Source organism: Pseudonocardia benzenivorans CB1190 (genome assembly GCF_000196675.2).
Taxonomy (GTDB): Bacteria; Actinomycetota; Actinomycetes; order Mycobacteriales; family Pseudonocardiaceae; genus Pseudonocardia; species Pseudonocardia benzenivorans.
Genome location: NC_015312.1, coordinates 706399 through 718861 on the forward strand (window position 1 = coordinate 706399; position 12463 = coordinate 718861).

The window sequence follows — 12463 nt, forward strand, 5'->3', positions numbered from 1 at the left end:
GCCGTCCTCAGACGAGAGGTCCGCATGAGCCAGATTCCCGAGGCCTACATCTACGACGCGATCCGGACCCCACGTGGCCGGGGCAAGGCCTCCGGCTCGCTGCACGAGGTCAAGCCGATCTCCCTGGTCGTGGACCTGATCCACGAGCTCCGCAACCGGTTCCCGGGGCTCGACCCCGCCACGGTCGACGACGTCGTGCTCGGCGTCGTGTCCCCGATCGGCGACCAGGGCGGCGACATCGCCAAGGCCGCCGCGATCGCCGCCGGGCTCCCGCACACCGTCGCCGGTGTGCAGCTCAACCGCTTCTGCGCGTCCGGCCTCGAGGCCGTCAACACCGCCGCGCAGAAGGTGCGGTCCGGCATGGAGGAGATGGTCCTCGCCGGGGGCGTCGAGGCCATGTCCCGCGTCCCCATGGGGTCCGACGGCGGAGCCTGGGCCATGGACCCGGAGACGGCCTACGACACCGGCTTCGTGCCCCAGGGCATCGGCGCCGACCTCATCGCGACGCTCGAGGGCTTCTCGCGCACCGACGTCGACACCTTCGCCGTCGAGTCGCAGACCCGGGCCGCCAAGGCCTGGGCCAACGGCTACTTCGCCCGCTCGGTCGTCCCGGTCAAGGACCGCAACGGTCTGCCCGTCCTGGAGCGCGACGAGCACGTCCGGGCCGGCACGACGCTGGAGAACCTGGCCGGGCTCAAGCCCTCGTTCGAGATGATGGGCGCCGAGGGTGGTTTCGACGCGGTCGCCCTGCAGCGCTACCACTGGGTCGAGAAGATCGACCATGTGCACCACGCCGGGAACTCGTCCGGCATCGTCGACGGCGCCGCCCTCTGCCTGATCGGCACCGAGGCCGCCGGCGCGGCCGCGGGGATGACCCCGCGCGCCCGGATCGTCGCCACGGCGCTCTCCGGCGCCGACCCGACGATCATGCTCACCGGTCCCGCGCCCGCGAGCCGCAAGGCGCTCGCCAAGGCCGGGCTCACCGTCGACGACATCGACCTCTTCGAGATCAACGAGGCCTTCGCCGCCGTCGCGCTGCGCTACATGCGCGACATGGGGATCTCCCACGAGATCACCAACGTCAACGGCGGCGCCATCGCCATGGGACACCCGCTCGGTGCGACCGGCGCGATGATCCTCGGCACCCTCGTCGACGAACTGGAACGCCGGGACCTGCGCCGCGGCCTCGCCACGCTCTGCGTCGGCGGCGGCATGGGCATCGCGACGATCGTGGAGCGTGTGTGAGATGACCTCTGTGGAGAACGGCGAGCAGCAGGCCGTCCGCTGGGAGAAGGGTGCCGACGGGATCGCCGTCGTCACCCTCGACGACCCCGGCAAGAGCGCCAACACCATGAACGACCGCTACAAGGCGGCCATGGGTGCGACCGTCGACGCGCTGGTCGCGGCGAAGGACGAGCTCGCCGGCGTGATCATCACGTCGGCCAAGAAGACGTTCTTCGCGGGTGGCGACCTCGAGGCCCTCTCGGCGGCACAGCCGTCCGACGCCGGCGCGGTGATGGAGAACGTCACCGAGATCAAGGCGCAGCTGCGCAAGCTGGAGACGCTCGGCAGGCCCGTCGTCGCCGCCATGAACGGCACCGCGCTCGGCGGCGGCCTGGAGATCGGGCTCGCCTGCCACCACCGCATCGGCCTCGACGCGCCCGGCGTGGTCTACGGGCTGCCCGAGGTGACGCTGGGCCTGCTGCCCGGCGGCGGTGGCGTCACCCGCATCACCCGCATGCTCGGGATCATGAACGGCTTCATGCAGGTCCTCGCGCAGGGCCAGCGGCACAAGCCGGCCAAGGCGCTGGAGATCGGGATCGTCGACGAGCTCGCGTCGACGCCCGAGGAGATGCTGGAGAAGGCGCGCGCCTGGATCGCCGCCAACCCGGACGCGGCCCAGCCCTGGGACAAGCCCGGTTTCAAGGTTCCCGGCGGCACCCCGGCCCAGCCGAAGCTCGCCGCGATCCTCCCGGCGTTCCCGGCCAACCTGCGCAAGACGCTCAAGGGCGCTCCGATGCCCGGCCCGCGCAACATCCTGGCGGCGGCCGTCGAGGGCACCCAGGTCGACTTCGACACCGCCCTGCGCATCGAGTCGCGCTACTTCGTCGAGCTCGTCGTCGGTCAGGTCTCGAAGAACATGACCAAGGCGTTCTTCTTCGACCTGCAGGCCATCAACGGCGGCCGCTCGCGTCCCGACGGCTTCGAGAAGTGGCAGCCGCGCAAGGTCGCCGTCCTCGGCGCCGGGATGATGGGTGCGGGCATCGCGTACTCGTGCGCCCTGTCGGGCTGGGAGGTCGTGCTCAAGGACGTCTCCCTGGAGGCCGCCGCCCGCGGGAAGGCGTACTCCGAGGGGCTCGTCGCCAAGGGTGTGAAGCGCGGGAAGACCACCCTGGAGAAGGGTGAGGCGCTGCTGCAGCGCATCACGCCGACCGACGACTACAACGACCTCGCCGGCTGCGACATCGTCATCGAGGCCGTCTTCGAGTCGGTGGCGCTCAAGCAGGAGGTCTTCCGCGAGGCCATGAAGGTGATCGAGCCCGACGCGTTGCTCTGCTCGAACACCTCGACGCTGCCGATCACCGAGCTCGCCGCGGGCCTCGACCGCCAGGGCGACTTCATCGGCCTGCACTTCTTCTCGCCCGTCGACAAGATGCCGCTCGTGGAGATCATCCGTGGCGAGCGGACGTCCGACGCGGCGGTGGCGAAGGCGTTCGACGTCACGCTCGGGATGCGCAAGACCCCGATCGTCGTCAACGACAGCCGCGGCTTCTTCACCAGCCGCGTCATCGGGACGTTCATCAACGAGGGCGTCGCGATGCTGGCCGAGGGCATCGACCCGCAGACGATCGAGCAGGCGTCGTCGCAGGCCGGGTACCCCGCGCCCGTGCTGCAGCTGCTCGACGAGCTGACGCTCACCCTGCCGCAGAAGATCCGGCTCGAGTCGAAGGCCGCCGCAGGGGACTCGTGGGTGGCCCATCCCGCCGACGCGATCGTCGATCGGCTGGTGGAGCTCGGGCGCCCCGGCAAGTCGGGCGGCGCCGGGTTCTACGAGTACGTGGACGGCAGGCGCGCCGGGCTCTGGCCGGGGCTGCGCACCGAGTTCGGCGCGACGAACCACGACGTCGACCTGCACGAGCTGTCGGAGCGGATGCTCGTCATCGAGGCGCTGGAGACGCAGCGCTGCTTCGACGAGGGCGTGCTCGAGACGGTGCCGGACGCCAACATCGGCTCGATCTTCGGCATCGGCTACCCGGCCTGGACCGGGGGCGTGGTGCAGTACGTCGAGGGCTACCCGGGTGGCGTCGCGGGCTTCGTCGCCCGTGCCGACGAGCTCGCCGCCAAGTACGGCGAGCGCTTCCGGGTGCCGGACTCGCTGCGCGCCCGGGCGTCGGCCGCCGCGGCGTAGGCCCGCGGGGGCGTGCGCCCCGAACGTCAGGAACGGCACTTTCCCGCAGCTGGACTGCGGGAAAGTGCCGTTCCTGCACACAGGGGGGCGGCCTGCGCCACCGACCCGGCCGCCGCTCACAGGGTGGCGGAGAGGGCGACGTCGCGCAGGTCGCCGCCGCGGGCGAGGACGGCACGCTGGGCCACGGCGCCGGTGCCGCGGGACTGCACGTCGGCGAGCAGCGACTTGACCGTCGCCGTGTCGCCCGCCTCGTCGAGCGCGTCGCCGACGTGCCGCAGCAGCAGGTCGAGCACGTCGGGCGCCGGGGCGGGGCGCCAGGTGCGGGGATCGAGCAGGGAGCCGTCCAGACCCGACCGGGCCGCCCGCCACGACGCCAGCCGCAGCACCTCGACGCGCGCCTGCGGCGCGGGCTCGCCCGCCCGCCACGAACGCACGGCCGTCTCGACGAGCGCCCGGGCCAGCGCGGCGAGCAGCACGGCGTCGGCGGGGTCGCGACAGACGTCGGCCACCCGGATCTCCAGCGTCGGGTGCTGCGCCGACGGACGGACGTCGAAGTAGACCATCCCCTCGTCGAGGACGGTCCCGCTGCGCACCATCGTCTCGACGGTCTCGCGGTAGGTGGCGACCGAGCCGAACGCGGGCGTCGGCCCGGCCGACGGCCAGCGCGACCACACCTGCTGGCGGTAGGCCGAGTAGCCGGAGTCCTCGCCCTGCCACAGGGGGGAGTTGGCGGTCAGCGCCAGCAGCGGCGCGAGCCACGGCCTGACCCGGTCGAGCGCGGCGACGGCCTCCTCGTCGGAGCTGACCGCGACGTGCACGTGGCACCCACAGGTGAGGCTCTCGGCGACGGTGATGCCGAAGCGCTCGGCCATCCGGCAGTAGCGGGGCCCGTCGGACAGCGTGGGTTCCGCGGGCAGCGGCGACGTCGCGATCGCCGCGGGGACCGTGCCCGCGGTCGCGGCGGCCGACGCCGCGGCGGCGCGGGCCGCGCGCAGACCGCGGTCGAGCTCGTCGAGCGTGCGGGCGGGGTCGGTACCCGTCTCGAGCTGCTCGGCGTGCAGCTCGGCCGTGAGCTCGGGCCCGTCGTCGTCCGCCCGGCGCAGCACCACGCCGCCCACGGCGCTCGGACGTCCGGAGTCCGGGTCGAGGAGCAGGAATTCTTCCTCGACGCCGACAGTGCGTACGGTCACGGGCAGCAACGTAGCGGGCGCGGCACCAGGCATCCTGGTGCCGGGTCGGACGGGCGGCTTGTCAGTCGGTGACGGCCGTCGCAACATGTGTTCCCCCGACGGGACGACGAAGGAGTGGCGTGGCGACCGAGAACGATTGGGCCGGTGACCGGTACGCCTTCGTCGAGGGCCTCGAAGGGGCGTCGAGCGGGCTGCTGGCGGGGCAGTTCGTCCGCCTGGCCGAACGGCTGCTCGAGGCCTCGACGGTGCACGAGGTCCTCACGCGGGTCGTCGACGCAGGTAGGGCCGTCGTCGCCGGAGCCGATCTCGTCAGCGTGACGATGCGCGACTCCGACGGGCAGTTCCACACCCCGGTCGGGACGGACTCACTGGCCTCGCGGCTCGACGAGCTGCAGTACCGGCTCGACGAGGGTCCCTGCGTCGAGGCCACCCGCACGCCGGGGCTGGGCCTCGTCGCGAGCGCCGACCTGGCGACAGGCGCGGAGTTCCCGGCGTGGGGACCCGCGGCGGCGCGGGCGGGCGTGCGCAGCGTGCTGGCGGTGGGCCTGTTCCCCGGCGGCGAGATCCCGCGGCTCGGCGCCCTGAACCTCTACTCGTTCGCGCCGGACGGGTTCACCGCCGCCGACCCGGACATCGCACTGGTGCTCGCGGCCCACGCGTCGACGGCGCTGGTCGGGACGAAGGCCGTGACGGCCGCCGAGCTGGAGGCGGCGCAGCTGAAGGAGGCCCTGGCCAGCCGGGACGTGATCGGGCAGGCCAAGGGCATCCTGATGGAGCGGCGCGGCATCAGCGCCGCGGAGGCGTTCGACGTGCTGCGGTCGGCGTCGCAGTCGCTCAACGTCAAGCTCGCGCAGCTCGCCGAGACGCTGGCGTCCCGGCGCGCGGAACTGTGACGCGAGGGAACGGGCGGGTCGCCAGCAGGTAGCCGACGGCCACCAGCGCCGACCAGGCCGCCGGCTCGGCGACGACGGCGAGCAGCCCGGCGTCGACGTGCGGGGCGAAGCCGCGTGCGGCCAGGCCGAGCATCCCGGCCGCGGCCAGCACCAGTCCCGCGTACACGGCCGCGGGCGACGCGCCCCGGCGGGCGGCCGCGGCCGAGCGCGTCTCCAGGGACCCGAACGCGCGGACCAGTACGACGAGCACCACCAGCAGCCCCGCGATCCACAGCGGTGCACCGGCCAGCCAGACCGGGCCGAACGGGTCGGGCGTGTGCGAGCCGAAGCCCAGCGTCAGCACCCCGACGCCGACGACCAGCGCGCTCATGTGCCACAGGAAGACGGTCATCGTGCGGGGGGCGAGCACGGCCAGCCCGGCGGCGACGGGTCGCGACGACGCGAACCGGACCAGCGCGGGGCGCAGCGCGAGCAGCAGACCCAGCTGGGCGATCGCCAGCGTCACCAGGCACAGCGTGGGCGGACTCATGTTCGAGACGGGCGCCCCGGGCATCCCGATCATGGACGCGGGGTAGGGCCCGAACCCGACGAGGGCGGCCGTCGCGGCCAGGCCGGTGAACCCGACGAGCGCCGCCCCGCGGCGGCCCGGCGTGGCGAATCGGCCGTCGGCGTAGGCGACGCCGACCTGGTGCACGGCGACCCAGACGAGGACCGCGTTGAGGTAGCCGACGAGCGGGACGCCCGCGAACCGCAGGGCGTCGATCGCGGCGGCGCCGACCACGAGCGGGACGAGCACGGCCAGGCCGAACCGGCGGTGCAGCGCGACCGTCAGCGGCGTCAGCGCGACCAGGACCAGCTGGACGACGAGGAACCACAGCAGTTGCGGCACCGTGCTCGCCGCGAGGTGCACCGGCTGCCCCGGCACCCCGAGCGCGAGCAGCAGGACCGGCAGCGGCAGCCACACCACGACCAGTGCCGCGACGGGCAGCACCAGCCGGTGGACCCTGCCGACGAGCCAGCCTGCGGCGTCGCCACCCCGGTCGCGGGTACGCGCCCACGAGATCGCGCCCGCCGCGCCGGAGGCGAAGAAGACCAGCGGCATGACCTGCCCGGCCCACGTCCACACCCAGGCGCCGGGCGCCGCGAGCGCGTTCCCGGCGACGAGCGCGTCGCCGTCACGGGTGATCACCGGCATGAGCCAGTGCTGCACCACGACGAGCGCGATCGCGCCGCTGCGGATCAGGTCGAGCAGCACGTCGCGACCTCGGCCGTGGGCGGCCGCGGCCCGATCGCGGGGCGGCGTGGCGGTGGGCGTCGTCATGCGTCGAGCCTGTCGCCGGGGAGCGGCGAGGACAGCGGGGCCAGCAGGCGTCGTCGGCGCGGGCTTCCCGACTCCCGGGGGTGGGGCTGTCCCCACCCCCGGGACGCTGTGGCACCGTGAGCGGGTGATCCGAAACGTGGTGGTCGGCAAGGTCAAGGACGGCGTCACGGTCGAGCAGATCGAGGAGGCCCTCGCGGCCATCCGCGCGCTCTCGATCGACGGGGTCGAGATGGATGTGCGCACGGGCGTCGACCTCGGGCTGCGCGACGGCAACGCGAACTTCGCGATCACCGTCGACCTGCCCGATGAGGACGCCTACCGGCGCTACGACGCCGACGAGGAGCACAACCGGGTCCGCCGCGAGCTGTTCGCGCCGATCAGCGCGTCGATCGACCGGATCCAGTTCACGCTCTGACCGTTCCCTGCACCGGACGCCCGCCCGGCGGTTCCGCGGTTCCGGCCGGGTGTGGCCCGGGGCACGATGACGGTCATGGAGGTCGAGGGCGTGCGCCTGGAGGGGGTGCGCAAGCGGTACGGCAGGCGGTCGTCGGAGGTCCTCGTAGGGATCGACCTGCACCTGCGGCCGGGCCGTCCCGTCGTGCTGCGCGGGGGCAACGGCTCGGGCAAGTCCACGCTGCTGCGCATCGCCGCGGGGGCGTCGTCGCCGACGGCCGGACGTGTCGTCGGGCGGCCGCGGACCGTCGGCTACGTGCCCGATCGGCTCCCCGCCCAGCAGCGCATGCCCGTCGGGGTGTACCTGCGCCACCTCGCCGCGATCCACGGCGCCGGGCCCGACGCCGTCCGTGAGGCCACCGAGCTGCTCGCCGTCCTCGGCTTCACCGCGGGCGCGGCCACGCCGATGCTGCAGCTGTCGAAGGGCAACGCGCAGAAGGTCGGCCTGGCGCAGGCGCTGACCTGCGGGGCGGGGCTCGTCGTGCTCGACGAGCCCTGGTCCGGTCTCGACGCCGACGCGTCGCCGGCCCTCGCCGCCCGGCTCGACGCGATGTCCGCGGCAGGCACCGTCGTGCTGGTCGCCGACCACACCGCGCACGGACCGCGGCTGGCGGGCGCCCAGGTGTACCGGGTCGAGGCGGGGACGCTGCGCCCGGAGGAGCCCGCGCCCGTGGCCGACGAGATCACCGTCATCGAACTCGCGGGCGACGGTGATCCGCGCGCCGCCGTCCGGACGCTGCCGCCGGGCGCGGAGACGCGCGTCGTGCCGGGCCCCGGACCGGCGTCCTGGCGGCTGCGCCTGCGGGTCCCCGCGAGCGAGGGCGACGCCGTGCTGGCCGCCGCGATCGCGCGCGGGGCGACGGTGCTGGCCGTGCGCCGCGAGCCCGTCGACCGGCCGGTGGCCGCGGGGCGCCACGCGCAGGAGGCGCACCGGTGAGCGCCGTCGCCGTCTCCCGGTTCCTGCTGTCGGACCTCTACCGGTCGCAGCGGGCGATCGTCCCGGTCGTCGGCCAGGCCGTGCTCCTCGCCGTGCTCTTCGGCGGCGACCCCGGGCCGTTGCCCGCGCCCTGGGCCGCGTCGGCGCTCGCGCTGTACCCGATCGCGGCCTGGCTGGGGATCGTCGTCGCGAACACCGAGGACCCGGTCCAGCGGCACGTCACCGTGGTCTCCGCGGGCGGGGTGCGGCGCGTCGTCGGCGGGGTGCTGCTGCTGGCGGTCGCGGGCGACGTCGTCCTCTCCGCGCTGTCGGTGGTGTGGCCGATGGTGACGACGCACTATCCGCATCCGCTGTCCGTCCTGGCGCTGGGGTTCGGCGCCCACCTGGCGTGCGCGCTCACCGGGACGGCCGTCGGGCTGCTGTGTGCGCGGCCGCTGATCGGCAAGGTGGGCTGGTCGTTGCTGGCAGCGGGCACGGTCGTCGTCGTGACCGGGACGCAGTCGCGGGTGCCGCCGGTCGGCACGGTGGTGCGGGCGATCACCCAGGGCGGGCTCCCCGGCTCGGGCACGGTCGTCGTCACCGGGGTGGCGCTCGGCGCGCTGCTGGCCGTCGGGGCCGCCGCGGTGTCGGCGCGGGTCGGGGCGCGCACCGACTGACCCGGATCAGAGCTCGTACGGGTCGTCCGGCGGGGCGACGACGGTGAGCTCGGCGACCTCGAGATCGGGCGACCAGCGGTTGTCCTTCGCCGCCTGCGCCACGACCGTGCCGCGCACCCGCACCCAGGTGTCGACGGGCAGCGCCGCGGCCCCCTGCAGCCCCGGGCCGCGCAACCGCACCGTGTGCGGTCGGGCGTCGGCGGCGCAGCAGGAGATCGTGAGCCGGGCGACGACGACGTCACCGTCGCGGTGGGCGAGGAACCCCGTCACGGTGAGGTCGCGGCCGTCGCCGAGTGTGCCATCGATCGAGCGAGCGACGGCCTCGCCGATCCCCAGCTCGGCCGGTCCCGGTGGCAACGCGGGCGCGGCGAGGTCCGCGGGGGCCGTCGTCGGCTGCCGGGCGACCGCGTCGGCGCCGAGGGCGGGCGGCGCGACGAGCGCGACGACCAGGACGGGCAGCACGAGCAGCCACGGCGACGGGCCGGTCCGGTGGTCGTGGCCGTCGGCGCCGGGGACGGTACGGCCGCGGACGTCGCGGACCGTCGCCACCACCGCGAGCCCGATCATCACGACGCCGGCGCCGATCAGCCACCAGCGCTGCGCGGGGCGGACGTAGCGCAGGAACGTCTCGTCGGCCGCGATCCGCACGAGCGCCCCGCCCAGCAGGAACAGCACGGCGTGCTGGGTCTCACGACGCATCACCGCACCCCGAGCGTGAGCACTCCGGCGGCGACCCCGCACAGCACCGCGACGACGAACGTCGCCGGCGCGAACCGGGCCGCGAACCCCCGGCCGAACGTCCCGGCCTGCAGCGCGACAAGCTTGACGTCGACCGCCGGCCCGACGACCAGGAACACCAGCCGCGGCACCAGCGGCAGCGCCGAGAGCGACGCGGCGACGAACGCGTCGGCCTCGCTGCACAGCGCCAGCACGACCGCGAGCACGGCCATGACGAGCACCGCGAGCAGCCACCGATCGGCCAGCCCGACCGTCCACGACGTCGGGACCAGCACCGACAGGACCGCCGCGACCAGCGCCCCGACGACGAGCAGGCCGCCGGCCGACACGAGGTCGTGCCGCGCCGACTCGGCGAACACCGCCCACCGGCCGCCGCCCGCGTGGGCAGGGCTCCGTACCCGTGCCGCGATCCACTCCGCCCTGCCGGCCCGTTGCCACAGCCAGCCCATGACGCACGCCGTCGCGAGCGACCCCGCCGCCCGCGCGAGGACCATGCCCGGTTCGCCGGGGAACGCGACCGCCGTCGCGACCAGGACGACGGGGTTCACCGCGGGCGCGGCCAGCAGGAAGGCGAGCGCCGCGGCCTCGGGCACACCCTGCCCGATCAGCCTGCGCGCCACCGGGACCGATGCACACTCGCAGCCCGGCAGGGCCAGCCCGGCGAGGCCGGCGACCGGGACGGCCGCGCCCGGGCGCCGGGGCAGCACGCGGCGCAGCGCGGCGGGCGACACGAACGCGGCGATCGCCCCCGACACCAGCACACCGAGCGCGAGGAACGGCAGCGCCTGCACACAGATCGCGACGAACACCGTCGCGACCGTCCGCACGACGGGCGCCGCGAGGGCCTCGGTGATCCTCGACCGGAGGACGAGCGCGACCACCAGCAGGCCCGCGAACACGTGGAGGGAGTTGAGGCGAGCCGGGCGCTCGGTCGTCGTCACGAGCGGGGATGGTGCCGCACCCGCGGCGGGGCCCGGCGCATTTCCGCCCGACCGGTTGCAGTCGTGCCCTGTTCAGGTACGGACGACGAGGTCGGCGTGCTCCGCGGTCCGCTCCGTGGCGTGCCAGGCGTCCTCCTGCGCCGCCCAGCGGGCACGGAACGGTGCGTACCCGGGCCAGTCGGCGCGGGCCCGCAGTCGCTGCTCGCGCACGTCGGGGGCCGCGTCGACCCAGACCGCCGTGTCGGTGAACGGGCGCAGCGCCGCGGCGCCGGCACCGCACCCCTCGAGCAGCACCACCGGTGCGGGCGCGAGCTCGCGTGGGCCGGCGCGCGCGCCACGCGTCCAGTCCCACGGCCACCAGCGCGCGGGACGGCCCTGCGCCAGCGGGCGCGCGATCCAGTCGACGGCCAGCGGCACCGCGGCCGCCAGCCCGTCCCACCCGGGGTAGAGCTCCTCGAGGCTCAGCACGGGTGCGACGAGCGTGAGCCCGACGGCGTCGGCCAACCGGGACTTGCCGGAGCCCGAGAACCCGTCGACGGTGACCAGCCGCACCCCGGCCCGGGCGCGCGGGGCGCGTCGGCGCACCGTGTCGACGACCAGTGCCACCTGCTCGTCCAGCCCCGCCCCGGCCACGCCGCCCATCCTCCCCCGGGGCAGGGCCCAGGGATCGGCCGGGAGGGAGCAGGCTTGAACCGATCGGACCGGCTGTTCGTCTGTGGGGAGGTGACCGCGTTGCGCCGCCCGCCCGACCCGGCGGAGGAGTACCTCCGGGCGCTCTACGAGCAGCTCGGTGGGCCGCTGCACGGCTACGCGCTCAAGCTCACCGGCGACCCCGGCCGTGCCGAGGAGATCGTGCAGGAGACGCTCGTGCGCGCCTGGCGGCGCGCCGACCTCCTCGACACCGAGCCTGCGGCGCTGCGAGCGTGGCTGTTCACCGTCGCGCGCAACCTCGTCACCGACCAGTGGCGGGCTGCCAGGGCCCGCCCGCGCACCGTCGCCGACGACGCGTACCTCGAGGCGGTCGCGGCTCCGGGTGACGACGCGCTCGACCAGGCGGTCCAGCGCTGGACCGTCGCCGCGGCCCTCGACCGGCTGACCCCCGAGCACCGCGCGGTCCTCGTCGAGACGTACTACGAGGGACGGTCGGTCGCCGAGGCGGCCGCGAGGTTGGGCATCCCGCAGGGAACGGTCAAGTCGCGCACCTACTACGCGCTGCGGGCGCTGCGGCTGGCGCTGGAGGAGTTGGGGGCGGCTCAATGACCGACGACGACCCGTTCCGCATCGAGCTGGGGTCCTACCTGCTCGGAAGCCTGTCGCCCGCCGAGCACGCGGCCGTCGACCGGCACCTGCTGACCTGCGCGGAGTGCCGCGCCGAGATCGCCTCGCTCGCGCCGCTGCCCGGTCTGCTCGGCCGGCTGACCGTGGAGGAGGCCCACGAGGGCCTCGTCGCCCCGCCCGAGGACCTGTTGCGCCGCACGCTCGACGCCGTCCGCACCGAGCGTCGGGCGGAACGCCGCCACGTGCGGCGCTGGCAGGTCCTGACCGCGGCCGCGGCGGTCGCCGCGGTGGTCGGCGTGGGTGTCGCGACGGTGCCGTCGATGGTCGGCGGACCCGAGAACGTGGCGATGGCGGCGGCCGCCGGCATCGGGGCCAGCGGCACGGGCGCGCTCTCGGCGCGCACCTGGGGGACCAGCCTGCACCTGGAGCTCGCGGGGCTCCCCGCAGCGGCGGCGTACCAGGCGTACGCGATGTCCCGCGACGGGCGCACCGAGGTCGCGGCGACCTGGGGCGCCACCCCGAGCGGTCGCGCCGTCGTCGACGGCGCGACGGCGATCCAGCGGGCGGACCTGGCCGAGGTCGAGATCCGCACGGTCGACGGCCGGGCGCTGCTGACGATGCCCTGCTGAGGTCGTCGGCGGCCGGAT

13 protein-coding genes are annotated in these 12463 nt (G+C 74.9%); 8 read left to right on the forward strand and 5 right to left on the reverse strand.

Annotated features, from left to right (window positions below):
* Positions 1–24 precede the first annotated feature (24 nt).
* Complete coding sequence (locus tag PSED_RS03340; protein ID WP_013672852.1) at positions 25–1245, forward strand: acetyl-CoA C-acetyltransferase; 1221 nt, start codon at positions 25–27, stop codon at positions 1243–1245.
* 1 nt (position 1246) lies between these two features.
* Positions 1247–3409 carry a 3-hydroxyacyl-CoA dehydrogenase NAD-binding domain-containing protein gene (locus PSED_RS03345; protein ID WP_013672853.1) on the forward strand — a complete coding sequence of 721 codons (2163 nt, stop codon included), beginning with the start codon at positions 1247–1249 and terminating at the stop codon, positions 3407–3409.
* A 116-nt stretch (positions 3410–3525) separates the two neighbouring features.
* Here PSED_RS03345 and PSED_RS03350 read toward each other — a convergent pair whose 3' ends face one another.
* The gene (locus tag PSED_RS03350) at positions 3526–4599 is read right to left on the reverse strand and encodes a carboxylate-amine ligase (protein ID WP_041759236.1); all 1074 of its coding nucleotides are present in this window, start codon (positions 4597–4599) and stop codon (positions 3526–3528) included.
* Between the two features lie 119 nt (positions 4600–4718).
* Here PSED_RS03350 and PSED_RS03355 point away from each other — a divergent pair, with 119 nt between their 5' ends.
* Positions 4719–5492, forward strand: coding sequence for a GAF and ANTAR domain-containing protein (locus PSED_RS03355; RefSeq protein ID WP_013672855.1), 774 nt, complete (start codon positions 4719–4721; stop codon positions 5490–5492).
* Here PSED_RS03355 and PSED_RS03360 read toward each other — a convergent pair.
* Positions 5440–6813, reverse strand: coding sequence for an acyltransferase family protein (locus PSED_RS03360; RefSeq protein WP_049803295.1), 1374 nt, complete (start codon positions 6811–6813; stop codon positions 5440–5442). The two genes, PSED_RS03355 and PSED_RS03360, sit on opposite strands and share 53 nt — an antisense overlap.
* Positions 6814–6937: 124 nt before the next feature.
* On the opposite strand from PSED_RS03360, the gene PSED_RS03365 reads away from it, so the two are divergent.
* The 3 genes from PSED_RS03365 (at position 6938) to PSED_RS03375 (ending at position 8859) form a co-directional block, all read left to right on the forward strand.
* Positions 6938–7228: a Dabb family protein gene (locus PSED_RS03365; protein ID WP_013672857.1), complete on the forward strand. Its 291-nt coding sequence runs from the start codon at positions 6938–6940 to the stop codon at positions 7226–7228.
* Between the two features lie 75 nt (positions 7229–7303).
* Positions 7304–8203: an ABC transporter ATP-binding protein gene (locus PSED_RS03370; RefSeq protein ID WP_063821927.1), complete on the forward strand. Its 900-nt coding sequence runs from the start codon at positions 7304–7306 to the stop codon at positions 8201–8203.
* The gene (locus tag PSED_RS03375) at positions 8200–8859 is read left to right on the forward strand and encodes a hypothetical protein (protein WP_013672859.1); all 660 of its coding nucleotides are present in this window, start codon (positions 8200–8202) and stop codon (positions 8857–8859) included. The genes PSED_RS03370 and PSED_RS03375 overlap by 4 nt, the downstream gene beginning before the upstream one ends.
* A 6-nt stretch (positions 8860–8865) precedes the next feature.
* Here PSED_RS03375 and PSED_RS03380 read toward each other — a convergent pair whose 3' ends face one another.
* The 3 genes from PSED_RS03380 to PSED_RS03390 all read right to left on the reverse strand — a co-directional run bounded on the left by PSED_RS03380 (position 8866) and on the right by PSED_RS03390 (position 11171).
* Positions 8866–9558, reverse strand: a complete 693-nt coding sequence (locus tag PSED_RS03380) for a TIGR03943 family putative permease subunit (RefSeq protein ID WP_013672860.1) — start codon at positions 9556–9558, stop codon at positions 8866–8868.
* The gene (locus tag PSED_RS03385; protein ID WP_013672861.1) at positions 9558–10538 is read right to left on the reverse strand and encodes a permease; all 981 of its coding nucleotides are present in this window, start codon (positions 10536–10538) and stop codon (positions 9558–9560) included. The genes PSED_RS03380 and PSED_RS03385 overlap by 1 nt, the downstream gene beginning before the upstream one ends.
* Before the next feature lie 72 nt (positions 10539–10610).
* Positions 10611–11171 (reverse strand): uridine kinase family protein, encoded by a 561-nt coding sequence (locus PSED_RS03390; protein WP_013672862.1) that lies wholly within the window; start codon positions 11169–11171, stop codon positions 10611–10613.
* Positions 11172–11225: 54 nt separating this feature from the next.
* Here PSED_RS03390 and PSED_RS03395 point away from each other — a divergent pair, with 54 nt between their 5' ends.
* Both PSED_RS03395 and PSED_RS03400 read left to right on the forward strand, forming a co-directional pair.
* Positions 11226–11798 (forward strand): sigma-70 family RNA polymerase sigma factor, encoded by a 573-nt coding sequence (locus PSED_RS03395; protein ID WP_013672863.1) that lies wholly within the window; start codon positions 11226–11228, stop codon positions 11796–11798.
* A complete protein-coding gene (locus PSED_RS03400) occupies positions 11795–12445 on the forward strand; it encodes an anti-sigma factor family protein (protein WP_013672864.1) in 651 nt (216 codons plus the stop codon). The genes PSED_RS03395 and PSED_RS03400 overlap by 4 nt, the downstream gene beginning before the upstream one ends.
* The last annotated feature ends 18 nt before the right edge of the window (positions 12446–12463 follow it).

What these genes read in the sequence shown, in the direction of transcription:
- PSED_RS03345 (WP_013672853.1), top strand. Translation starts at nt 1,247, where the DNA reads ATGACCTCTGTGGAGAACGGCGAGCAGCAGGCCGTCCGCTGGGAGAAG.
- PSED_RS03370 (WP_063821927.1), top strand. Translation starts at nt 7,304, where the DNA reads ATGGAGGTCGAGGGCGTGCGCCTGGAGGGGGTGCGCAAGCGGTACGGC.
- PSED_RS03380 (WP_013672860.1), bottom strand. Translation starts at nt 9,558, where the DNA reads ATGCGTCGTGAGACCCAGCACGCCGTGCTGTTCCTGCTGGGCGGGGCG.
- PSED_RS03340 (WP_013672852.1), top strand. Translation starts at nt 25, where the DNA reads ATGAGCCAGATTCCCGAGGCCTACATCTACGACGCGATCCGGACCCCA.
- PSED_RS03400 (WP_013672864.1), top strand. Translation starts at nt 11,795, where the DNA reads ATGACCGACGACGACCCGTTCCGCATCGAGCTGGGGTCCTACCTGCTC.
- PSED_RS03360 (WP_049803295.1), bottom strand. Translation starts at nt 6,813, where the DNA reads ATGACGACGCCCACCGCCACGCCGCCCCGCGATCGGGCCGCGGCCGCC.